At 75.3% G+C, this 22,622-nt stretch carries 17 protein-coding genes and 1 pseudogene; 12 read left to right on the forward strand and 6 right to left on the reverse strand.

Features of this window, described 5'->3' with window-relative positions; genetic code table 11:
- Positions 1-19: 19 nt before the first annotated feature.
- The 3 genes from ACIQI7_RS05520 to ACIQI7_RS05530 all read right to left on the reverse strand — a co-directional run bounded on the left by ACIQI7_RS05520 (position 20) and on the right by ACIQI7_RS05530 (position 1,934).
- A complete protein-coding gene (locus ACIQI7_RS05520) occupies positions 20-244 on the reverse strand; it encodes a hypothetical protein (protein WP_387751513.1) in 225 nt (74 codons plus the stop codon).
- A 128-nt stretch (positions 245-372) separates the two neighbouring features.
- Positions 373-513 (reverse strand): hypothetical protein, encoded by a 141-nt coding sequence (locus ACIQI7_RS05525; protein WP_401105410.1) that lies wholly within the window; start codon positions 511-513, stop codon positions 373-375.
- 374 nt (positions 514-887) lie between these two features.
- A complete protein-coding gene (locus ACIQI7_RS05530; RefSeq protein WP_401105412.1) occupies positions 888-1,934 on the reverse strand; it encodes a YncE family protein in 1,047 nt (348 codons plus the stop codon).
- A 125-nt stretch (positions 1,935-2,059) separates the two neighbouring features.
- On the opposite strand from ACIQI7_RS05530, the gene ACIQI7_RS05535 reads away from it, so the two are divergent.
- The 3 genes and pseudogenes from ACIQI7_RS05535 (at position 2,060) to ACIQI7_RS05545 (ending at position 6,043) form a co-directional block, all read left to right on the forward strand.
- Complete coding sequence (locus ACIQI7_RS05535) at positions 2,060-3,025, forward strand: LysR family transcriptional regulator (RefSeq protein ID WP_401105413.1); 966 nt, start codon at positions 2,060-2,062, stop codon at positions 3,023-3,025.
- 15 nt (positions 3,026-3,040) lie between these two features.
- Positions 3,041-3,767 (forward strand): annotated as a pseudogene (locus ACIQI7_RS05540) (multicopper oxidase family protein); the annotation flags it as partial.
- A 338-nt stretch (positions 3,768-4,105) separates the two neighbouring features.
- Positions 4,106-6,043 carry an amino acid transporter gene (locus tag ACIQI7_RS05545; RefSeq protein ID WP_401105415.1) on the forward strand — a complete coding sequence of 646 codons (1,938 nt, stop codon included), beginning with the start codon at positions 4,106-4,108 and terminating at the stop codon, positions 6,041-6,043.
- A 130-nt stretch (positions 6,044-6,173) separates the two neighbouring features.
- Here the strand turns inward: ACIQI7_RS05545 and ACIQI7_RS05550 are convergent, their stop codons facing one another.
- The gene (locus ACIQI7_RS05550) at positions 6,174-6,785 is read right to left on the reverse strand and encodes a transglycosylase family protein (protein WP_401105417.1); all 612 of its coding nucleotides are present in this window, start codon (positions 6,783-6,785) and stop codon (positions 6,174-6,176) included.
- Between the two features lie 559 nt (positions 6,786-7,344).
- Between ACIQI7_RS05550 and ACIQI7_RS05555 the strand changes: the two genes are divergently transcribed.
- The 4 genes from ACIQI7_RS05555 to ACIQI7_RS05570 all read left to right on the forward strand — a co-directional run bounded on the left by ACIQI7_RS05555 (position 7,345) and on the right by ACIQI7_RS05570 (position 12,415).
- Positions 7,345-7,992 (forward strand): lysophospholipid acyltransferase family protein, encoded by a 648-nt coding sequence (locus tag ACIQI7_RS05555; RefSeq protein WP_401105419.1) that lies wholly within the window; start codon positions 7,345-7,347, stop codon positions 7,990-7,992.
- Between the two features lie 130 nt (positions 7,993-8,122).
- Positions 8,123-9,220 (forward strand): tetratricopeptide repeat protein, encoded by a 1,098-nt coding sequence (locus ACIQI7_RS05560; protein ID WP_401105421.1) that lies wholly within the window; start codon positions 8,123-8,125, stop codon positions 9,218-9,220.
- 85 nt (positions 9,221-9,305) lie between these two features.
- Positions 9,306-11,414: a hypothetical protein gene (locus tag ACIQI7_RS05565; protein WP_401105422.1), complete on the forward strand. Its 2,109-nt coding sequence runs from the start codon at positions 9,306-9,308 to the stop codon at positions 11,412-11,414.
- Positions 11,415-11,467: 53 nt separating this feature from the next.
- Positions 11,468-12,415 (forward strand): phosphorothioated DNA-binding restriction endonuclease, encoded by a 948-nt coding sequence (locus ACIQI7_RS05570; RefSeq protein ID WP_401105424.1) that lies wholly within the window; start codon positions 11,468-11,470, stop codon positions 12,413-12,415.
- Positions 12,416-12,737: 322 nt separating this feature from the next.
- Here the strand turns inward: ACIQI7_RS05570 and ACIQI7_RS05575 are convergent, their stop codons facing one another.
- Both ACIQI7_RS05575 and ACIQI7_RS05580 read right to left on the reverse strand, forming a co-directional pair.
- Positions 12,738-13,433, reverse strand: a complete 696-nt coding sequence (locus ACIQI7_RS05575) for a sirohydrochlorin chelatase (protein WP_401105426.1) — start codon at positions 13,431-13,433, stop codon at positions 12,738-12,740.
- Positions 13,433-14,554: a uroporphyrinogen-III synthase gene (locus ACIQI7_RS05580; protein WP_401105428.1), complete on the reverse strand. Its 1,122-nt coding sequence runs from the start codon at positions 14,552-14,554 to the stop codon at positions 13,433-13,435. Before ACIQI7_RS05580 ends, ACIQI7_RS05575 begins: the two co-directional genes overlap by 1 nt.
- Before the next feature lie 372 nt (positions 14,555-14,926).
- On the opposite strand from ACIQI7_RS05580, the gene ACIQI7_RS05585 reads away from it, so the two are divergent.
- Genes ACIQI7_RS05585 through ACIQI7_RS05605 form a run of 5 tightly spaced genes read left to right on the forward strand, consistent with a single transcriptional unit; the run spans position 14,927 to position 22,620 of the window.
- A complete protein-coding gene (locus ACIQI7_RS05585; protein ID WP_401105686.1) occupies positions 14,927-17,116 on the forward strand; it encodes a molybdopterin oxidoreductase family protein in 2,190 nt (729 codons plus the stop codon).
- Positions 17,113-18,336: an NAD(P)/FAD-dependent oxidoreductase gene (locus ACIQI7_RS05590; RefSeq protein WP_401105430.1), complete on the forward strand. Its 1,224-nt coding sequence runs from the start codon at positions 17,113-17,115 to the stop codon at positions 18,334-18,336. Before ACIQI7_RS05585 ends, ACIQI7_RS05590 begins: the two co-directional genes overlap by 4 nt.
- Positions 18,333-20,921 (forward strand): nitrite reductase large subunit NirB, encoded by a 2,589-nt coding sequence (nirB, locus tag ACIQI7_RS05595; protein WP_401105432.1) that lies wholly within the window; start codon positions 18,333-18,335, stop codon positions 20,919-20,921. Before ACIQI7_RS05590 ends, nirB begins: the two co-directional genes overlap by 4 nt.
- Positions 20,918-21,277, forward strand: coding sequence for a nitrite reductase small subunit NirD (nirD, locus tag ACIQI7_RS05600; RefSeq protein ID WP_387751557.1), 360 nt, complete (start codon positions 20,918-20,920; stop codon positions 21,275-21,277). The genes nirB and nirD overlap by 4 nt, the downstream gene beginning before the upstream one ends.
- The gene (locus tag ACIQI7_RS05605; protein ID WP_401105434.1) at positions 21,274-22,620 is read left to right on the forward strand and encodes a nitrate/nitrite transporter; all 1,347 of its coding nucleotides are present in this window, start codon (positions 21,274-21,276) and stop codon (positions 22,618-22,620) included. The genes nirD and ACIQI7_RS05605 overlap by 4 nt, the downstream gene beginning before the upstream one ends.
- Positions 22,621-22,622 lie beyond the last annotated feature (2 nt).

A 22,622-nucleotide genomic window follows, 5' to 3' on the forward strand; every position in this document is an offset into this window, starting at 1 on the left:
GGTGACCCCCGTGGGGGCGTCAGCGGGCGCCGTGCGGCGGGCGGGCGGGGCGGTCGAGCACGTTGAAGTCCGCGACGGCGAACCGGGCGAGCGCGGTCGGTCCGGCGACGGCGCGGTGGGCGATCGCGATGGCGCGGCCGACGGCGTCGACCAGATCGCAGCCGGCCAGGTAGAAGGTCAACCGGACGCCGCGCGGGGTGACCTGGACATGGACGTGCTCGACGCCGTCACGCGCGGACGTCACGCCGTCCAGGGTCGCGAGCACGGCCCCGGCGGTCGGCCGGGCGTCCGCCGAGCCGCCCGCGGCGGCGGTCAGCAGGACGCCGACGAGGTGAACCGGAGGTCCCGGGAGGTGTGGGGGAGACCGGCCGGTCAGCCCCAGGAGAAGCCGTTGCCGGTCGAGGCCGGGACGGCCTCCGGGGCCGGACGGCCGGGGAGCGGGGCGGCCGGCGCGGTGCGGAGCCCGGTCGTCGCCCGGTGCACGGGGCCGCGGGAACGCGCGGAGGTGAACATGGGGAAGTCCTCCGAATCGTGGGGGGTTTCGGGCCGCGTTCGTTCGTCCGCGGCCTCTGCGGTCCCAAGATTCGCACGCGTCCCGGTGCGCTCACACGGGTTCCGGGGTGACACCAAACGCGTGGCAGCTTCGGGCCAGGGCCGGGTCGCCGGATCGACCCCGAGTGAGCTGCGCGGCAGCGGCCTTGGCAGGTTTGGGTCAGGCGGAAGCTGTCAGCTCCCGCCCGCCGGGCGTCCCGCGATGTGGACACCGGCGCGGTCCGTCCCCCGCCCGTGCGGCCGACGCGCCCCGCCCGTGCGGCCGAACGCCCCGGGCCCCTCGCGCGGAACTCTGGCGCGAGGGGCCCGGGGCGGATGTGGAGGAGCGCTCGGGATCAGGCCGGGCGGGGGAGGTAGGCCAGGCCGTGGGCGCCCGGGTCGGCGAGCTTGGGGACGGTCAGCCGGGAGACCGGGGTCAGGGTGGCCAGGTCGATGACGTCGACGGTGGAGGACACCACGCTGGAGACGTAGGCGAGTTCGCCGTCCGGGGAGGAGGTGATGGTGAGTGGGAAGAGGCCCACCTCGACGGAGCCGATCCGGCTGTGGTCGTCGGCCGCGAACACCGTGAGACGGCCCGGGAGTTGACGGCCCAGGGCGTTGGCCGGGTCGGGCGCCAGCCGGACCTCGCCGGCCAGGATCCGGCCGGTCGAGGTGAGGTGCACCGGCAGGGCCGGGGACTCCGTGGGGAGGACGGCCGTGACGGTCGCGGACGGCACGTCGATGACGCGGATGCCGGGGGCCGCGCCGGGGGCGGCGGAGGTGGAGAGGTACGGGCCGGCGGCGTAGACCCGGTTGCCGTCGGGCGAGACGGCCAGGCCCTCGCTGCCCGGGACCTCGACCTTGGCGGTCAGGACGCCCTTCTCGAGGTCCACCACCGAGACGAAGGGCGCCTCCTTGTTGGTGGCGAAGCCGGTCCGGCCGTCCGGGGAGACGGCGAACCAGTGCGGGCCGGGGGCGTCGGTGTCGATCCGGCCGATCGGGCGGCGGGTCTCGGTGTCGATGACCACGACGCCGCCGGGGCGGTCCTCGCCGCCCTCCACGCTGACGTAGAGGCGGCGCCGGGCGGTGTCCAACGCCAGCCCGTGCGGGCCGTGTTCGGGGGCGAGGTCGATCACCTCGACGATCCGGCGGGTGTCGGCGTCGATGACGGTCAGCTCGGTGCGGCGGCCGCTGTTGGCGTGGTAGTAGCCCGAGCGGTACGCGCTGGTGCACCAGAGCAGCCGCTGGGTCGGGTCGAAGCACAGCTCGTGCGGCTCGGCGAGGACCTCGACGGTGTCCAGGAGCCGGTCGGTGGCGGCGTCGAAGAACGAGACGGTCGGGCCGCTCTGGCTGACGACGGCGAGGACGTCGCCGGCGCGGGCGGCGCGGGAGGGCTGTGACATGAGGACTCCTCAGAAGGTTTCGCGGTCGTCCCCACCTTCGTCGGCGGCCCCGACCGGAACAATGCAAGAATCGGCATCGGATAGTTGCCCAGGACGCAAAGACACAGCTCGGGAGCGCACGGCGGATGGACCTCAACCTGCTGCGGGCCCTGGACGCCCTGCTCCAGGAGAACAGCGTGACCCGCGCGGCCGAGCGGCTCGGCACCTCGCCGGCGGCGGTCAGCCGGATGCTGGCCCGGCTGCGCAGGGCCGTCGAGGACCCGCTCCTGGTGCGCGCCGGGCAGGGCCTCGTCCCCACCCCGCGGGCGCTCGAACTGCGGGAGGAGGTGGCCGCGTTGCTGCGCGGCTGCGACGACGTGCTGCGGCCCGGCGCCGGGTTCGACCCCGTGCACCTCGACCGCACCTTCACGGTGCAGGCCGGTGAGCTGCTGCTGGCCCGGACGGCCGGACCGCTCGCCGAGCGGGTCCGGGCCGAGGCGCCGCGGGTGGACGTGGTGTTCCTGCCGGAGAGCCTGGAGGGCGGCCCGGCGCTGCGGCAGGGCCTGGTGGACGTGGAACTGGGCGTGCTCGGGCAGCTGGACCCGGAGATCCGCAGCCGCGGACTGCTGAGCGCCTCGCTGGTCGGCCTCGCCCGCGACGGCCACCCGCTGTTCGACGGCCGCCGGATCACCGCCCGGCGCTTCGCCGCCGTCGACCACATCGGCGTCTCCCGGCGCGGCAAGCGGCTCGGCCCGATCGACACCGCGCTCGCCGGGCTCGGGCTGCGGCGCCGGGTGGCGGTCGTCGTACCCAGCCACACCGGCGCGATGCTGCTGGCCCGGGACAGCGATCTGGTCACCCTCGTCCTGGCGGACTGGCTGCCGGACACCGTCGCCGCGCTGGGGCTGCGGACGTTCCCGATCCCGCTCGAACTCGCCCCGTTGGAACTGGGCATGGCCTGGCACCCGCGCAACTCGGCCGATCCGGGGCACCGCTGGTTCCGCGAGCACGTGGCGGCGGCGGTGCTGGGCGCCGGCCCCCGCGGGGCGGGGAACTTCCGGGGGAGCGCCGGGGCGAGTGAACGCGGTGCCCCGGCGCGGCCCCCGAGGTGAACTCGGGATACCGTGCCGGAGACCTTCACGGCCAAGCCCGGCGACCGGATCCGGAACCGGCTGATCAACGCGGGCGGCGACACCGCCTACCGGGCCGCCCTCGGCGGCCACGAGCTGACCGTCACCCACACCGACGGCTTCCCGGTCGAACCGGCCACCACCCGGGCGCTGCTGCTCGGCATGGGCGAGCGCCACGACGTGCCGGCCACCGCCGGGGACGGCGCCTTCCCGCTGACCGCGCTGGCCGAGGGCAAGAACGCCACCGCCCTGGCCGTGCTGCGCACCGGCGGGGCGCCGCGCCCGACGCCGCCGTCCGCCCGGCCGAGCTGGACGGCAGGCTGGTCACCGCCGGGCGGCTCAGGGCGGCCCCGGCCGTCCGGCTGCCCGCCAGGCAGCCGGACCGCACGGTGCGGCTGGAGCTCACCGGCGGGATGGCGAAGGCCGACCGGGCGTTCAACGGCCGCGGGTACGACCCGGCGCGGCGCTACCCGGTGGCGGCGGGCGAGCGGGTGCGGCTGGAGTTCCGCAACAGCACCACCATGCGGCACCCCGTCCACCTGCACGGCCACAGCTTCGCGCCGCCCGGCGACGGCCCGCGCAAGGACACCGCGGTCGCGTGCTGCCGGGCGCGACCCCGGCCGTCGACTTCGACGCCGACCACCCGGGCCTGTGGACGGTGCACTGCCACGACGTCTACCACGCGGAGACGGGCAGGATGACCGTCCTCGGTTACCGGGCCTGACCCAGGCTCCCCCCCCCCCCCGAGAGGGAAAGCCTCCGGGTCTCACCCCGGGAAGGAACGCCGAATTCTCCACCGGTTCGGGGTCCTTTCCTTCCCGGCACCCGGCCACCTCGGCGTGCCACCGCCGCCGGCCCGCGCGGCCATGACGTTTTCTTAACGCGGCCGATGACGGATTCCTGACGCCGGTCGCATAGCGTGTCGCACTGCCGTCGCTCGACGGCGTTCTTCCGGGGTCTTCAAACAAGAGGTGCAAGGTGGTTTCGTCGGGTTCGACGGAGACGGCGGAGTCGGACGCGCCGTCGGCGCGAATACGCCTCCGCAGCTGGTTGCTGGAGGACGTGAGCGCGGCGAAGCCCGCGCAGCCGTCCACCGCGGAGGGCGCCCCGGAGGCGTCGCCCGAGGGCACGGCCGCGGAGGACCCCGCCGCGCACGGTGCGCACCCCGGCCGGCGCTGGTGGCGGGTGATGTGCCTGACCGGCCTGGACTACTTCTCGACGCTCGGCTACCAGCCGGGCATCGCCGCCCTCGCCGCGGGCGTGCTGTCGCCGATCGCCACCATCGTGCTGGTGGTGGTCACCCTGCTGGGCGCGCTGCCGGTCTACCGGCGGGTGGCCAAGGAGAGCCCGCACGGCGAGGGCTCGATCGCGATGCTGGAGCGGCTGCTGTCGTTCTGGAAGGGCAAGCTGTTCGTCCTCGCGCTGCTGGGCTTCGCGGCCACGGACTTCCTGATCACCATCACGCTGTCGGCCGCCGACGCGAGCGCGCACCTGGTGGAGAACCCGCACCTGACCGGCGCCCTCGGCGGCAAGCAGGTGCTGATCACGCTGGTCATGGTGGCGCTGCTCGGCGCGGTCTTCCTCAAGGGCTTCAGCGAGGCGATCGGCCTGGCGGTGTTCCTGGTCGGGACGTACCTGCTGCTGAACGTGGTCGTGGTGGCCGTCGGCCTCTGGAAGATCATTGAGGCGCCGCACGTGGTCACCGACTGGACGGACGCGCTGACCGCCCAGCACGGCAACCCGATCGTCATGGTCGGCGTGGCGCTGGTGACCTTCCCGAAGCTGGCGCTCGGCCTGTCCGGCTTCGAGACCGGCGTCGCCGTGATGCCGCACATCAAGGGCGCCCCCGAGGACACCGAGGCGAACCCGGCCGGCCGGATCCGCGGCACCCGCAAGCTGCTGACCACCTCCGCCGTGATCATGAGCTGCTTCCTGATCGCCACCAGCTTCATCACCACGCTGCTCATCCCGGCCGACCAGTTCAAGGCCGGCGGCGACGCCAACGGCCGCGCCCTGGCGTATCTGGCGCACGAGTACCTGGGCGGCGCCTTCGGCAGCGTCTACGACCTCTCCACCATCGCGATCCTCTGGTTCGCCGGCGCCTCCGCCATGGCGGGCATGCTCAACCTGCTGCCCCGCTACCTGCCGCGCTACGGCATGGCCCCGCACTGGGCCCGCGCGGTGCGGCCGATGGTGATCGTGCTGACCCTGATCGGCTTCCTGGTCACCTGGATCTTCGACGCGGACGTGGACGCCCAGGGCGGCGCGTACGCGACCGGTGTGCTGGTGCTGATCAGCTCCGCCGCCATCGCGGTGACCATCGCCGCGTACCGGAAGCGCGAGCGCGGCTGGACCGTCGCCTTCGCGGTCATCTCGGCGATCTTCCTCTACACCACCGTGCTGAACGTGCTGGAGCGGCCGGACGGCCTGAAGATCGGCGCCTGCTTCATCGCCGGGATCATCCTCGTCTCGCTGCTCTCCCGGCTGCGCCGCGCCTTCGAGCTGCGCGTCACCAGCGTGGCACTGGACGACATGGCGGAACGTTTCATCAGGGACTACGCGCACCGCCCGCTGCGGCTGATCGCCAACGAGCCGAGCCACCGCGACGTCGCCGAGTACCGCGACAAGATCCGCCAGATCCGTGCCGACAACGACATCCCCGGCGAGGACGACCTGGTCTTCGTCGAGGTGACCGTCCGCGACGCCTCCGACTTCGAGGCCGAGCTGACCGTGCGCGGCGAGGTGCTGCACGGCCGCTACCGGGTGCTCACCCTGGAGAGCTCCAGCATCCCGAACGCGCTCGCCGCGCTGGCGCTGAACATCCGGGACCGCACCGGGCAGCAGCCGCACCTCTACTTCGAGTGGACGGAGGGCAGCCCCTTCGCCCAGTTCCTGCGGTTCTTCCTGTTCGGGCAGGGCGAGGTGGCGCCGGTCACCCGCGAGGTGCTGCGCGAGGCCGAGCCGGACCGCTCGCGCCGCCCGCGCGTCCACGTCGGCTGAGCCACCGGCGACGGCCCGCCCGCTCACCGGGAGCGGGCGGGCCGTCGGCGTGTCCGGGAGGTTCCTCCCGGTGCTGGCGCCGCCCGCGCCGGGGCGGGCGCGGGCGGCGGATCGGGGTGGGCCGGCGGGGTCAGGACGGGAGGTCGAGGACCAGGCCGGGGTGGATGAGGTCCGGATCCTCCCCGATGGCGGCACGGTTGAGCTCGTACAGCGCGGGCCAGCCGCCGGGGACCCGCAGGGCCTCGGCGATGTCGGCGAGGGTGTCGTTCTCGCGGACGGTCCAGGTGCCGTCCTCCGACGCGGCCCGGGCCGGGATGGCCGTTCTCGGGGGCGCCAGGACGGTCTCGCGGCCGCCGTGGCCGCGGGTGGCGCGGGCGCCGCAGACGGGCCACGGGGAGAGGCCGCGGCGGTCGGCGAGGTGCTGGGCGACGGCGATCTGCTGCTCGCGGCTGGCGAGGTCGGCTCGCGGGGCGTACGCCAGGCCACCGTTCTCCCGCCAGGTCGGCTGGTCGAACTGGAGGCCGCCGTAGTAGCCGTTGCCGGTGTTGACGCGCCAGTTGCCGCTGCTCTCACAGGCCGCCACGCGGTCCCAGTCGTACGAGCCGTCGCCCGCCCTCCCGGGGTCGGACCCGCTGTCGCGGCCCGGTGGCGCGGCATGGGCCGCGGGGGCGGCGGCGAGGGCCACGGACAGGGCGCAGAGCGCGGTCGGGACGATGCGGCGCAGACGGGCGGTGGCAGGCATGGGCGGCTCTCAGGCTCGGGGACAGGACCCGCGCCGTCCGCGGACGGCGCCCTCCCACCCAGGCACGCCGGACGGGGCGTTCCGCCGCCGACACGTCCGACAGGTCACCCGCACGGCGGCCCCGGGCCACTCCGGCGGCCCGCGGCCGATCGGCCGTCACCCTCGTCGCCGGGCCCGCCCGCCCCCCGGATCCACCGGGACGGGGGTTCTGCTCCTTCCCGGCCTCCGACACCTACCTCGGCACGAGACGAAGAACGACGAGCCCGTCCCCGCGGCGGTCCCCGAGCGGGACGGCCACAGCCGGACCGTCAAGGTCACCTGGTCCAGGGGCCGCTGCACCGGGTACTGCCTGGCCGCCGTCGACGTGACCCCGGCCGCCGCGGGCAAGCCCGCCCGGACGGAGCTGCGCTCCCCCGGGGAGGACGGGACGGCCGTGGACCGGAGCACCGTGCAGCGCGGTTGACCCGGTCCGGTTTGAGTACTCCTACTCAGGCGGCCGGCGGCGGCGCCCGGCGAGCATGGAGGCGTCACGCCGCCGAAGTCCCACGAAGGAACCGCCATGCTCAGCCGGATCGCCGCCGCTCTGGTGCCCGCCCTCGGCCGTCTGTCCGTCACGTCCGAGGTCGCGGGCCCGGTCGCCCCGGGCAGCATCGTCGCGGCCAACCACAGCTCGCTCGCCGACCCCGGCGTGGTGCTGGCCGCGCTGCGCCGGCTGGGCACCGAGCCGGTGGTGATGGCGACCGCCGGGCTGTGGCGGGTGCCGCTGCTCGGCCGGGTGCTGCGGGCCGGCGGGCACATCCCCGTCCACCGCGGGACGGCCCGGGCGGCCACGGCCCTCGACTCCGCGGCGGCGGCCCTCGCGGCCGGCCGGGTCGTCCTGATCTACGGCGAGGGCGGCCTGCCCGAGCGCCGGGACCCGCACGACGCCGAGCCGCGCGCCTTCCGCACCGGCCTGGCCCGGCTCGCCACGGCGAGCGGCGCCCCGGTGGTGCCGCTCGGCCAGTGCGGCGCCCGCCGCCTCAGCTCCGGCGGCGCCGCCAAGCAGCTCGCCGGCTTCGCCACCGCCCCCCTGCGCCGCCCCGCCCTGCACGTCCACCTCGGCGCCCCGCTCCACCTGGCGGGCGACATCCCCACCGCCACCGCCGCCGCCCACCACGCCGTCACCGCCGCCTGGCGCACCGCCCAGCGCCGCTGTCCCCGGCGGTGAGCCCCCGCGTGGTTGCGCGGCAGGTGTGCCGAGGCGCTGCGTGCCGGTCGGCGTAGCGGCTTGTCGGTGCGGGGTGGGACGGTGGAGAGCGCGGGTAGGCCGTGTGGGGCGGATGACTGGGGAGGCGTGTGTGAGCGGGGAACCGAGCATCGACTGGGAGCCGCAGTACCGGGGGGACCGCACGCGTCCCGAAGTCCTCGCCCGCTTCGAGCGGTTCGTCTCGGCTCCGGACGCGGAGGGGCTGGCCGCCCTGAGGTCGGCGGCCCTGTCGGCCGACCCGCTCTCGGGTGACCTGCACGCGCTGGCGTCGGCCCACCTGGTCGCGGGGCAGTTCCCGGAGGCGGTCCCGCTGCTGGAGTTCCTGGCGGACGCGGGGCCGGAGGACCCGGCCGCGCGGTGCGACCTCGCCACCGGCTACACCCGGATCGGCGGGGTGGACCGGGCCGCCCGGGAGCTGGAGCGCGTCCTCGCGGCCCACCCCGACTGTGTCGCCGCCGAGCGTCAACTCGTCGACGTCCGCGCCTGGTTGCGGTGGCACGAGGCCTCCGTGGACGTGCTGCGGCAGCAGGCCGGCGTGCTCTCCGGACTGGTCGCCGACGGGACCGGTGGCCCGGACGAGTGGCTCGCCCTGGGGAGGGTGCTGTACCAGCTGGCCGCGGTCCCGCGCAGCGGCGTGGACTGGCCGGACGTGGTGGGCGTCCTGGAGCGGGCCGACCACCTCGACCCCGGCCGCGAACAGGTGCTGGAGCTCCTCGCGGCAGCGGCGTACCAGGCGGGCGCCGACGCCCGGTGGCAGGCGGCGGTGCTGGGGCTGGTGCGGGTCGCCCCCGGGTCCGGCCGCCTCGACGACTGGCGCTCGGCCCCGCCCGCCGCCGCGCCGGATCCCGACCGGCTGCTCGCCCTCGCTGCCGAGCCCGCGCAGGCGCACGGCGCCGTCCGGGACCTCCGGTCGCAGTACCGGACGAGCCCCAACAACCCGGACGTCCTGCGCTGCGTGGTGCAGGCGGAGGCCGGCGTCGGGAACGCGGCCGAGGCGCTGTGGCTGGCCGAGAGCCTCGCCGCCGTCGAGGAACTCGACTTCTACGGGCACGGCGCCCTGGCGATGGTCTACGGGATGCTCGGGGACGGCCGGGCGCACCACCATGCCGCCGTGGCACTGGACACGGCGCCGGACGAGGACGAACGGGCCGAGTTCCGGGCCCGGTACGACGGCCTGGGCACCGCCTGACGGTGCCACGGGTGGCACTGCGCGGCGAGGCGGTGAAGTTCCCGTTCTGCTGCGCTTGGACCGAATCGTGCGGTATTCATCTCCCATGACGACGGTCGATGAGCTTCGCGAAGACCTCGAACGCCTCCTGACGGCGGCGGAGCGATGGCTGCAGAACCTGTCCTCCGCCCCCGATCTCGAGTCGGACGGCGACCAGATCGCCCGGGACGTGCGGCAGATGCGGAGCATGCGCACCCGCGCGCTGTCGGCGATGCTCAACGTGGCGTTGGTCGGAAGCCAGTCCTCGGGCAAGAGCTTCCTGGTCAGCGGCCTGCAGCACGGCCTGAAGTACGTCGAGGTCGAGGAGGACGACGGCGGCGTCGCCGACCTCTACACGGGCATCCTGCCCTCGGCCTCCAACGCGACCACCGCCTGCCCCTCCACCGTCGTGCCCGTCCGGCGCGGCCCCTCCGATCCGGAGTTCAAGCGAGGCCTGCTGCGGGTCTGCTTCGCGGAGTCCACGGCGGAGGGGTGGGTGGAGATCGGCAGCGACCTCTCGCCGGCGGAGGTGGCGGCCTACGGCTCGGGCGACAACCTGCAGGACCGGCGGCCGGAGCACATCGGGCTCACCGTCAAGGAGATCGAACTGCTGCTCCAGGACCCGCCGTTGGCGGCCAAGCTCTACGACCTGCCGGGGGCGCAGTCCCCGGACCGGTCGCACGACGCGATCATGCGGCGGGCCTGGGCCGAGGCGGACTGCTTCATCTACGTCACCCAGGCGACGTCGAGCCTCTCCGACCCGGAGCTGGAACTGATCCGGGACCTGCACCGGCACCACCTGGAGACCGGGAAGAAGGTCCTCTGGGTGCTCACCGGGATCGACCGGGCGAACCAGCGGGACGCGACCACGCAGAAACTGGCCTGGCGCACCACCCAGGAGACGAACAACGCCTACCTGTACCAGCACTTCGGCCACGGCCCCTACAGCGACGCCACGTTCATCGGGCCCGGATTCGTCGCCGTCTCTCCGGCCTGGGAGGCCCAGGCCGCCTTCCAGGAGGAGGACGGGCAGACGAGGATCGCCGGCCGCAACCGTCGGAACAGCAACATGGAGTCGCTCCGCGCGCTGTTGTCCGGCCTGGTGGACGGTGGGGCGGGCTACCGGCACCTCGTCCAGATCGCCGACGAGGCGCGGCTCCTGGTCAAGCGCCGGCACCGCCCCGTCCTCGACCAGGTCGGCGCGCACCAGCTCTCGGTGAGCGACCTGGCCGACCAGCTCGCCGAGGTGCGGGCGCGCATCCGGAGGACGGAGGACTCCGCCGACCGGGTGAGCGCCCAGCTCCGCAAGAGCCTCGACCGGCGGGTCCGGGAATCCGAACAGCCCTTCGGGAAGCTCGCCGACTACCTGCACCGGGGACTGGACACGCTGATCGACAGCGGCAACCTCGACGCCGAGCACAGCAACCAGATCGAGGTTCGGCAGAACCACGTGTTCAACCAGTGGATGACGGCTCCCAGCGGGCCGGCCGTGCTCTGGCAGCACGCGCTGGAGGCGCTCAGCCAGGAGGGACACGCCCTGCTGAGCGCGTCCCTCGGCGACGAGGAGAGCGAGTTCCGGCTGGTCGCGCCCGAGCCCTTCGACACCGCCGGGATGCTGGGCTCCAGGCCGGAGCGCAGCCCGTCGGACCTCTACCGCATGGTGCAGACCGCGGGCGCGACCGTCGGGCTGATCGGCCCGGTCGCGGGAGGCACGGCCTGGCTGATGACGAGCCTCTCGCTGGCCACCCTCGCGCTGCCGGTGGCGGCCGCGGTCGCGGTCGGCGCGGCCGCCGTGGCCGGCGCCAAAGCGCTCAAGGAACGCGAGTCGGTGGTCCAACGGGCCCGCGGGGAACGGAAGCAGGCCATCGCGGGGCAGGTCCTCACGGCCCAGAACGACTTCAGGAAGGTGGCCGAACAACAGGGCCTGCTGTTGATCGACGCCGTCGAGAACCACATCCAGCAGTACCGCAACCGGCTCCACGCCACCCTCCACCAGATCGAGGCACGGATCAACGCGCCGGACATCGTGCGGAGCCGCGAGCTGGTCGATCGGCTGACCCCGCTGAACGACCAGGGCCGGGAGCTCATCAGCAGCCTGATGGACATCAGCGACCAGGCGCGCAGCGAGCTCTCGCACTCCTCGACGACACCCGGCGGGCACCGAGGCGGGCACTGAGTCGGACTTGGCGGCTGCGGCCCCGCTACGGCTGCAGTACTACGCTGGCGGGCATGGACTGGCTCGACCGGGTGGCGCGGCTGAGGCGCTGGACGAAGCGCGGCGAGCGTGCGCCGCACAAACCGTTGCTGCTGCTGTACGCCCTCGGCGGCTACCAGCGGGACGCGGAGGGTGAACTGCGGTACAGCGCGGTCGAGGAGGAGCTGAAGCAGCTGCTCGCCGAGTACGGGCCGCCGCGTCCGACGACTCCGGCCTACCCGTTCCACCACCTGGTCGGCGACGGGGTGTGGGAGGTCCGCACCGACCGGGGCCCGGGCAGCCCCGGCAGCGGGATCGGGGTCCTCCGGTCGAGCGGCGCCACCGGTCGGCTCGCACCCGCGCTGCGCGAGTCCCTGGCGGAGGACCCCGCCCTGCTGGGACGGATGGCCAGGGTGCTGCTGGACGTCAACTTCCCGTCCTCCCTGCACGCCGAGCTCTGCGAGGCGGTCGGCCTCGACCTGGAGCGGGCCGAGACCGTCCTCGCGGGCGGGGCCGACACCGCGGTCCGGCGGCAGCGCGACCGGCGGATGCGTGAACTGATACTCACCGCCTACGAGTTCCAGTGCGCCTTCTGCGGCTACGACGGCGCCCTCGGGGCGAGCACGGTCGGCCTGGAGGCCGCGCACGTGCGCTGGTGGTCGCACGAGGGGCCGGACGAGGTCGACAACGGCCTGTGCCTGTGCTCGCTGCACCACAAGCTCTTCGACAAGGGCGTGCTGGGCCTGGGCGAGGGCCACCGCATCCTGGTCTCCGACCGCTTCGTCGGCCGCAGCGAGGCCAGCCGCCGCCACGTGCTCGCCCTGAACGGCCGCGCCGTGATCGGCCCCCGACCCGGCCGCCCGCCGGTCGCGGACCGGCACCGGGAGTGGCACGTCCAGCAGGTCTTCCACGGCGAACCGCGCCAACCGTCGGATTCGACGCCCTCCTGCGTGGCGTCGAGGCGGGCGAGTTCGACCACCTGACGATGTGACGGCCCGTGCCCCGGGTGTCCTGGGGCACGGGCCGCCGTTCGTGTGCGGCTACGGGGTGAGAGCGGGTTCGGGGGTGGGTGCCGTACGGGGTGGCGCGAGGCCCGAGGGTTCGGTCAGGCATGGTCGCCCAGCAGGGCCAGGGCGGCGGGCAGCGGGTCGCGGGCGTCGGCGACCTGACGGCGTGCCAGGGCGGTGGGTGGGACCGCGGCCGTGTGCGTGAGAAGTCGGCCGGGCCGACTTCTCACGCACGCCACGGGGCTCGGAACGGCCAGGAGAGATCGGCCGCAGCCGATCTCGCCGGAGCCGGGTGCGATCAGGCGGCCGCGAGCGCCTCGGTGGCCGCCCGGGCCTGGTCGTAGCGGTGGAGCACCAGGCGGGCGAGGGCCGGGTGGGCGCCGAGCGGGGCGCTGGTCCAGGTGGCCTTGGTCGTCGCGGCGCGGCGGGCGAAGAAGCCGGGGGAGAGGAGGTAGCTGGCGAGGGCGATGCGAGGGTGCCCGGCCGCGCGGAGGTCCGCTACCGCCTGGTGCGGGGTGGGGGTGGCGGCCGACAGGTGCGACGGGGTGACCGGGCGCCCGAGCCGGGCGGCCAGCAGGCCGGCCATCCGGGCGGTGTCGGCGAGGGCTGCGGGGTCGGAGGAGCCGGCGCCGGCCAGCACCACGGGGGCGTGCGGCGGGGCACCGGCCTCGGTGAGGCGGTCGGCGAGGGCCTCGGCGAGCAGCGGGTGCGGCCCGAGCACGGGGGCGAGGTGGGGCAGCGGGAGACCGGCGGCGGCGAGCGCGGCGGGGAGGTCGACCCGCTGGTGGTAGCCGTTGGAGAGCAGGAGGGGGACCAGGATCGGCCGGAAGCCGGCGACCTGGGAGAGGGCTTCGGCGAGCGAGGGGCGGGCGAGGTCCAGGAAGCAGCAGCGGACGGGCAGTTCGGGCCGCAGTGAGCGAACCGTCCGCAGCAGCAGGCGGATCGAGGTGCCGGCCGCCTGGTCCCGGCTGCCGTGCGCGACGGCGAGCAGCATCAGCCCGCCGCCAGCCGGTAGCCGCGCTTGGGGACCGTCCGGATCAGCCCCGCGTGCGGCCCCAGGGCGGCCCGCAGCCGGCCGACCGCCGCCTCCACCGCGTGTTCGTCGGCGCTCGCGTCCGGCCAGGCGGCGCGCAGGAGTTCGGCCCGGCTGAGCACCCGGCCGGGCCGCTCGGCGAGTGCCCGCAGGACGGCGGCGCCGCGCGGGCTGAGCCGGTGGCTCTCGCCGTCGACCAGGACGGCGTTCCCCTGGAGGGTCAACAGCCGCCCGGGCAGGAGGACTTCGCGTCGGGAGCGGCCCGGCAGGGTGTCCGCGAGCAGCCGGACCAGGGCGCCGAGCCGGCCGCGTTCGGGGTGGACGGCGGGCAGGCCGAGCTCGGTGAGCGGCCGGGCGCAGAGCGTGCCGACGCAGACCGGCAGGACGTCCGCGCGCAGGGCGTCGAGCAGCGCCTCGCGCAGGCCCTCGTCCTCCGCCGCGGCGAGCAGCGCGGTGATCGCGGGGGCGCTGGTGAAGGTGAGCGCGTGCACCTGGCGCCGTACGGTCTGGTCGAGCAGGCGGCGCACCGCCCCCGGGTCCTCCGGCGGTGCCCAGCGGTACACCGGGACGGAGATCACCTCGGCGCCGCGTTCGCGAAGCGCCGCTGCGAAGGCGTCCAGTCGGACCCCGTGCTCCTGGACGGCGATCCGCCGCCCGGCCAGCGGGCGGGCGAGCAGCCAGGTGAGCAGTTCGTCGGTGGCCTCGGTGGCGGGGGACCAGCCCTCGTCCAGCCCGCTCGCCCGGACCGCCCCGGTGGCCTTGGGGCCGCGGCTGAGCACCACCGCGCCGCGGCAGGCCTCGGCGAGCGCGGCGCCCCGGCCCCAGCCCTCGGCGGCGCTCATCCAGCCGCGCCAGCCGACCCCGGTGGTGGCCACCACGTAGTCGAGCGGGGCGGCCAGGCAGCGGTCGGTGGCCTCGCGCAGGGCGAGGTCGTCGGCGAGCGGCAGGATGCGCAGCACCGGGGCCTCGACCACCTGGGCGCCGCGCCGGGTGAGCAGCGCGGTCAGCTCCTCGCGGCGGCGCGCGGCGGTGACGCCGACGGTGTAGCCGGTGAGGGGCCCCGGCTGGGTGAGGGTTGCCATGCCGGTCAGCCTCCGCCGCGCGTGTTACGGGGGCATTGCCCGGCCGTCACCTGCCGGTAAGCGAAAGTGCCGCCGAGGTTACGGCAGATGTCCGGCCGTGCACCCTGCGGCCGGGACGGCGTGAGCGAGGTGTACCGCGCACGCAACACCGGCGACCCGCTCGCGAAACAGCGGGCGGCGACCTTTCTGGGCATGACGCCGACCAGCCCCAGCGCCACGACGACCGGCCCCGGTGCCGGGTCGACCAGCTCCAGCGCCGCGTCGACCGGCCCCGGCGCCGGGTCGACCGGCCCCAGCGGAGCGTCGACCGGCCCCGGTGCCGCCGTGGCCGCCACCGACACGCACTGCCCGTACTGCTCGCTGCAGTGCGGGATGCGGCTGGCGCCGGGTGCGGACCTGCCCGTCGAAGTGCTGGAGCGCCCGGACTTCCCGGTGAACCGCGGCGCGCTGTGCGGCAAGGGCCGCTCGGCGCCGGCGCTGCTCGCCCGGGACGTCCGGCTGACCGGCCCGCTGCTGCGCGACCGCCCCGGCGGTCCGCTGCGTTCGGCCGGCTGGCCGGAGGCGCTGGACCGGGTGGCCGCCGGGCTGGCCCGGGTCCGGGCGGAGCACGGGCCGGACGCGGTCGGCGTGTTCGGCGGCGGCGGGCTGACCAACGAGAAGGCGTACCTGCTGGGCAAGTTCGCCCGGGTCGTGCTGGGCACCGCCAACATCGACTACAACGGCCGGTTCTGCATGTCCTCGGCCGCCGCCGCGCACCGCCGGGCCTTCGGCCTGGACCGCGGACTGCCGTTCCCGCTCGCCGACGTCCCGCACACCGGCTGCCTGATCCTGGTCGGCGGGAACCCGGCCGAGACGATGCCGCCCGCCATCCGCTACCTCCGCGAACTGCGGGAGAACGGCGGGAAGTTGATCGTGGTCGACCCGCGCCGCACCCGCACCGCCGAACTGGCCGACCTGCACCTCCAGCCCCGCCCCGGCGGGGACCTGGCGCTCGCCCTCGGCCTGCTGCACCTGGTGATCGCCGACGGACTGGTCGACCAGGCGTTCGTCGCCGAGCGGACGTCGGGCTTCGAGCGGGCGCGCGAGGCGGCGATGGCCCACTGGCCCGACCGGGTGGAGCGGATCACCGGCGTGCCCGCCCACCGACTGCGGGAGGCGGCGGGCCTGTTCGGCCGGGCGGCGACCGGCATGGTGCTCACCGCGCGCGGCCCGGAGCAGCAGAGCAAGGGCACCGACACCGTCGGCGCCTGGATCGACCTCTGCCTGGCCACCGGCAAGGCCGGCCGTCCGTACAGCGGCTACGGCTGCCTGACCGGCCAGGGCAACGGCCAGGGCGGGCGCGAGCACGGCCAGAAGGCCGACCAGCTGCCGGGCTACCGCTCGATCGAGGACCCGGCGGCGCGCGAGCACGTCGCCGCCGTCTGGGGCGTGCCCGCCGGGAGCCTCCCCGGCCCCGGCAAGTCGGCGTACGAGCTGCTGGACGGCCTCGGCCGCCCCGGCGGCGTCCGGGCGCTGCTGCTGGCCGGCTCCAACCCGGCGGTGTCCGCGCCGAACGCCGGGCACGTCACCGAACGGCTGCGCGCGCTGGACCTGCTGGTGGTCGCCGACCTGGTGCTCTCCGAGACGGCCCGGCTCGCGGACGTCGTGCTGCCGGTCACCCAGTGGGCCGAGGAGACCGGCACCACCACCAACCTGGAGGGCCGGGTGATCCTGCGCCGCCGCGCCGTCGACCCGCCCGAGGGCGTGCGCAGCGAACTGTGGGTGCTGCGCGAGCTGGCCGCCCGGCTCGGGGTGCCGGACGGCTTCCCGGCGGACGGCTTCCCGGTCGAGGCCGAGCGGGTCTTCGACGAGCTGCGCCGTGCCTCGGCCGGCGGCGACGCCGACTACGCGGGCATCGACTACGCCCGGATCGCCGCCGAGGACGGGGTGTTCTGGCCCTGCCCGGCGCCGGACCACCCGGGCACGCCCCGGCTGTTCCTGGACCGCTTCGCCACCCCGGACGGCCGGGCCCGGTTCGCCGCCGTCACCCACCGCCCGGCCGGCGAGGAACCGGACGCGGCCTACCCGCTGTACCTGACCACCGGCCGGGTACTCGCCCAGTACCAGAGCGGGGCGCAGACCCGCCGGGTCGCCGAGCTGAACTCGGCCGCGCCCGGACCGTACGTCGAGCTGCACCCCAGGCTCGCCGCGCGGCTCGGGATCGCCGACGGCGAGCCGGTGGCCGTCACCAGCCGGCGCGGCCGGGCCGTCGCCCCGGCCCGGGTCACCGAGGCGATCCGACCCGACACCGTCTTCATGCCCTTCCACTGGGCGGGCGCCGGCCGGGCCAACAGCCTCACCAACCCGGCGCTGGACCCGGTCTCCCGGATGCCGGAGTTCAAGCTCTGCGCCGTCCGCGTGGAGCCGCTCCGGTCGCAGCAGGCCGGAGCGGAACCGGCCGGAGCGGACGCGGGTGCGCAGTCGGCTGGGTCGGACACGGTCGGAGTGGACGCGGCCGGTTCGCAGCCGCCCGGAGCGGACGCGGCAGGTTCGGAGCAGGCCCGAGAGGAGACGGCGGCATGACCCCGAGGATCGCCGTGGTCGGCGGCGGCATGGCGGCCGCCCGCTTCGCCGAGCGGTACGGCGCCCTCGGCGGCGCCGGCGAGGTGACGCTGTACGGCGCCGAGCCGCGCGCCCCGTACAACCGGGTGCTGCTCGCTGAGGTGCTGACCGGCCGCTACGACGCCGACTCGATCGCCCTGCCGCTCGGCGGGGCGTCCGCTCGGCCCGGTTGCGAGGTGGTCGCCCTCGATCCGGCCGCCCGCACCCTGCGGCTGGCCGACGGCACCGAGGAGCCCTGGGACGAACTGGTGCTGGCCACCGGCGCCAACCCGGTGCTCCCGCCCGTCCGCGGGCTGCGCCGCCCCGACGGGTACGGCCTGGTCGAGGGCGTGCACACGCTGCGCACCCTGGAGGACTGCGCCCGGCTGGCCGAGGAGGCCGTGGGCGCCAAGCGGGCGGTGGTGATCGGCGGCGGGGTGCTCGGGGTGAGCGCCGCCCGGGCGCTGGCCGCGCTCGGGGTGCGTGCCGAAATCGTCCACCAGGCACCGTACCTGATCGATCGTCAGCTGGACCCGGAGGCGGCCGCCGTGCTGCGCGAGCGGCTCAGGACGCTCGGCGTCGACTGCTACACCGGCAACCGTGCCCGGGCCGTGCACGGCGGCGAGTCGGTGGCCGCCGTGGAGCTGGCCAACGGGTACCGGCTGGACTGCGACCTGGTGGTCCTCGCCTGCGGCACCCGCCCGCGCACCGCGCTCGCCCACACGGCAGGCCTGCCGGTCGGCACCGGCATCCTGGTGGACGACCGGCTGGCCGTCGCCCCGCAGGTGTCCGCGATCGGCGACTGCGCCGAGCACCGCGGCACCGTCCACGGCCTGGCCGGCCCCGCCTGGGAACAGGCCGACGTGCTCGCCCGCCGCCTCTCCGGCGCCGAGCCCGGAGCCCGCTACCCCGGCACCAGCCCGCGCGCCCGGCTCAGCACCGGAGACCTGGAGTACGCCGCCTTCGGCGCCGTGGACGAGACCCTCGACCCCGGCCTCGACGTGCTGCGGCTCGCCGACGCCACCCGCGGCAGCTACAAGAAGCTCGTCCTGCGCGGCGACCGGCTGGTCGGCGCCATCCTGCTCGGCGACCTGGCCGCCGTGGACGCCCTGGCCGGCGCCTTCGCCGACGGCGGCGCGCTGGCCGGCCACCCCCTGCACCTGCTCACCCGAGGAACCGCAATGACTGGAGAAGCGCGATGACCCTTGACGACCGGACTGTCCGCGACCTCGTCCTGGTCGGCCACGGCATGGTCGGCCAGCGCTTCCTGGAGGCCTGGACCGAGCAGCCGGCCGCGCGCGGCTGGCGGGTCACCGTGCTCGCCGAGGAGCCCAGGCCCGCCTACGACCGGGTCCACCTCAGCTCGCTGTTCGACGGCGGCACCGCCGAGGACCTCGCGCTCTGCCCGTCCGGCTTCCTCGCCGAGCACGGCATCGACCTGCGCCTGGGCGACCCGGCCACCGCGATCGACCGGGCCGGGCGGACCGTCACCACCCGGTCCGGTGCCGAAGTCCGCTACGACGTCCTGGTGCTGGCCACCGGCTCGGTGCCGTTCGTACCGCCGGTGCCCGGGACGGACGCCCCCGGCTGCCACGTCTACCGCACCATCGAGGACGTCGACGCCATCCGCGCCGACGCCGCCACCGCCGCTACCGGCGTGGTGGTCGGCGGCGGACTGCTCGGCCTGGAGGCGGCCGGCGCCCTGCGGGCCGGCGGCCTGACCACCCACGTGGTGGAGTTCGCGCCCCGGCTGATGGCCGTCCAGGTCGACGACGGCGGCGGCGCAGCGCTGCGCCGCAAGATCGAGGACCTGGGCGTCACCGTGCACACCGGCGCCGGCGCCGGCGGCGTGCTCACCGGCCCGGACGGCCGGGTCCGCGGCCTCGCCCTGTCCGACGGCCGCGAGCTGCCCGCCGACCTGGTGGTCTTCTCCGCCGGGGTGCGCGCCCGCGACCAGCTCGCCCGGGACTGCGGACTGCCGGTCGGCCCGCGCGGCGGCGTGGTGGTCGACGAGCGGTGCCGCACCGAGGACCCGGCGGTCCTCGCCATCGGCGAGTGCGCCCAGGCCGTCGACGGCCGGGTCTACGGCCTGGTCGCCCCCGGCTACCAGATGGCCGAGACGGCCGCCCGCACGGTGGCCGGCCTGGACGGCGCGGCCTTCACCGGCGCCGACCTGTCCACCAAGCTCAAGCTGCTCGGCGTGGACGTCGCCAGCTTCGGCGACCCGCACGGCACCGCCGAGGGCGCCCTCGACGTGCTCTACAGCGACAGCCGCAGCGGCGTCTACCGCAAGCTCGTCATCGGCACCGACGGCGCGCTGCTCGGCGGCGTCCTGGTCGGCGACACCGAGGGCTACGGCACCCTGCGCCCGCTCGCCGTCGGCGGCAAACCGCTCACCGTGGCCCCCGAACAGCTCGTCCTGCCCGTCGGGTTCGCGGGGGCCGCCGGGCCGGTCGCGCTGCCAGACGACGCGGTGCTCTGCTCCTGCCACAACGTCACCCAGGGCGCGGTGCGCGCCGCCGTCCGCGAGCAGGGCGCCGACAGCGTCGCCGCCGTCAAGAAGTGCACCCGGGCCGGCACCGGCTGCGGCAGCTGCCTCAAGCAGCTCGGCACCGTCGTCACCGAGGAGCTGGAGGCCGCCGGGGTCTCCGCGTTCAAGGGCCTGTGCGAGCACTTCGCCCACACCCGGGCCGAGTTGTACGAGATCGTCCGGGTGACCGGGGTGACCACCTTCACCGAACTGCGCGACCGGCACGGCAGCGGCGAGGGCTGCGAGATCTGCAAGCCGACCGTCGCCTCCATCCTGGCCAGCCTCGGCAACGGCCACATCCTGGACGGCGAGCAGGGCGCGCTCCAGGACTCCAACGACCACTTCCTCGCCAACCTCCAGCGCAACGGCTCGTACTCTGTCGTCCCCCGGGTGCCCGGCGGCGAGATCACCCCCGAGGGCCTGATCGCCATCGGCGAGATCGCCCGCGACCACGGCCTGTACACCAAGATCACCGGTGGCCAGCGGATCGACATGTTCGGCGCCACCGTCGACCAACTGCCCGCCATCTGGCACCGGTTGGTCGAGGCCGGGTTCGAGTCCGGGCACGCCTACGGCAAGTCGCTGCGCACCGTGAAGTCCTGCGTCGGCGAGACCTGGTGCCGCTACGGAGTCCAGGACTCCACCGCCCTGGCCATCGAACTCGAACTGCGCTACCGGGGGTTGCGCTCCCCGCACAAGCTCAAGGCGGCCGTCTCCGGCTGCGCCCGCGAGTGCGCGGAGGCGCAGAGCAAGGACTTCGGCATCATCGCCACCTCGGCCGGCTGGAACCTCTACGTCGGCGGCAACGGCGGCATGACGCCGCGCCACGCCGACCTGCTCGCCGCCGACCTCGACCGCGAGACGCTGATCCGCACCATCGACCGCTACCTGATGTTCTACATCCGCACCGCCGACCGGCTGGAACGCACCTCGGTCTGGCTGGAGCGGCTGGAGGGCGGCCTGGACCACCTGCGCGCCGTCGTCCTCGACGACTCGCTCGGCATCGCCGCCGAACTGGACGACCTGATGATCCGTCACATCGGCGGCTACCAGGACGAATGGGCCGCGACCCTGGCCGACCCCGAGCGGCTGCGGCGCTTCGCCTCCTTCGTCAACGCCCCCGGCACCCCCGACCCCGCCGTGACCTTCGTCCCCGAACGCGGCCAGATCCGCCCGGCCCGCCCCGGCGAGGCCGGCCACACCCTCAACGCCCCGGTGCTGGTCGCCGGGGCCCGACTGGAGGTGCTCACCCCGTGACCGTACAGATCCACGACGGCACCAGCTGGCAGACCGTCTGCGACCTCACCGACCTCCAACCCGGCCGCGGCGTCGCCGTGCTGCTCCCCGAAGCCGGACAGGTCGCGCTCTTCCGCGACGGCTCCGACGGGCTGTACGCCGTCGACAACCTCGACCCGTTCAGTGGCGCCCCCGTCCTCGCCCGCGGCCTGCTCGGCAGCCGCGGCGACCGGCCGACGCTCATCTCGCCGATGTACAAGCAGGTCTACGACCTCACCGACGGCCGCTGCCTGGACGAGGACACCGCCCCCGACGGCACGCCCGCCGTACTGCGCCGCTGGCCGGTCCGGGCCCTCGCCGGGGAGGCCGCGGCATGACGGCCGTCCTCGACACCAGATCGCCCGCCCCGCTGGCCGGTTGGGACCCGGAGGACGAGGAGTTCTGGGCGCGCGACGGCGCCCGGATCGCCCGCCGGAACCTGGTCTTCTCGGTGCTCTCCGAACACATCGGCTTCTCGGTGTGGAGCCTCTGGTCGGTCCTGGTGCTGTTCCTCGGCCCCGAGTACCACATCGACACCGCGGGCAAGTTCACCCTCACCGCCCTGCCGACCGCCCTCGGCGCGCTGCTGCGGCTGCCGTACACCTTCGCCGTCGCCCGCTTCGGCGGCCGCACCTGGACGGTGATCAGCGCCCTGCTGCTGCTCGTGCCCACCGCGCTCGCCGCCCTGGTGCTGGAACCCGGGGTGCCGTACGGGACGCTGCTGGCCGTCGCCTGCGTGGCGGGTGTCGGCGGCGGCAACTTCGCCTCCTCGATGGCCAACATCAACGCCTTCTACCCGCACCGGCTCAAGGGCTGGGCGCTCGGCGTCAACGCGGGCGGCGGCAACCTGGGCGTGCCCGCGGTGCAGCTGCTCGGGCTGCTGGTGCTGGCCACCGCCGGCGCCGCCCACCCCCGGCTGCTGCCGCTGCTCTACCTGCCGCTGATCCTGCTGGCGGCGGCGGGGGCGTGGTGGCGGATGGACAACCTGCCAGTGGTGTCGGGCGGTCCGGGCGGCTCGGGGGAGGGGCGGGCGCTGCGCGAGGTCGCCCGCGATCCGTACGGCTGGGCCGTCTCCACCCTCTACATCGGCACCTTCGGCTCCTTCATCGGCTTCGGCTTCGCCTTCGGACAGGTGCTCCAGGTGCAGTTCCACGAGCGCTTCGACACCCCGGCCAAGGCCGCCGCGCTCACCTTCCTCGGGCCGCTGCTCGGCTCGCTGCTGCGGCCGGTCGGCGGACGCCTCGCCGACCGGTACGGCGGCGCGCGGGTGACCCTGGCCACCTTCGCCGCCATGGGCGCCGGCACGGCGGTGGTGCTCGCCGCCTCCCGGGCGGGCTCGCTGCCGCTGTTCCTCGGCGGGTTCGTCGCCCTGTTCGTGCTCAGCGGCATCGGCAACGGCTCGACCTACAAGATGATCCCGGCGCACTACCAGGCCGTGGCCCGGACGGCGGTCGCGGCCGGGGCCGACCCGGCGGCCGCCGAGGCCGACTCCCGACGCCGGTCCGCGGCGCTGATCGGGCTCGCGGGAGCGGTCGGGGCCTTCGGCGGGGTGCTGGTGAACCTGGCGTTCCGGCAGTCCTTCCTGGCCGGCGGCAACGGGGACGCGGCGTACACGGGGTTCCTGCTGGCGTACGCGGCCTGCTCGGCGCTGACCTGGGCGGTCTGGCTCCGGCGGCGCTGACG

The sequence above is a fragment of the Kitasatospora sp. NPDC092039 genome, from assembly GCF_044756065.1.
Taxonomy (GTDB): domain Bacteria; phylum Actinomycetota; class Actinomycetes; order Streptomycetales; family Streptomycetaceae; genus Kitasatospora.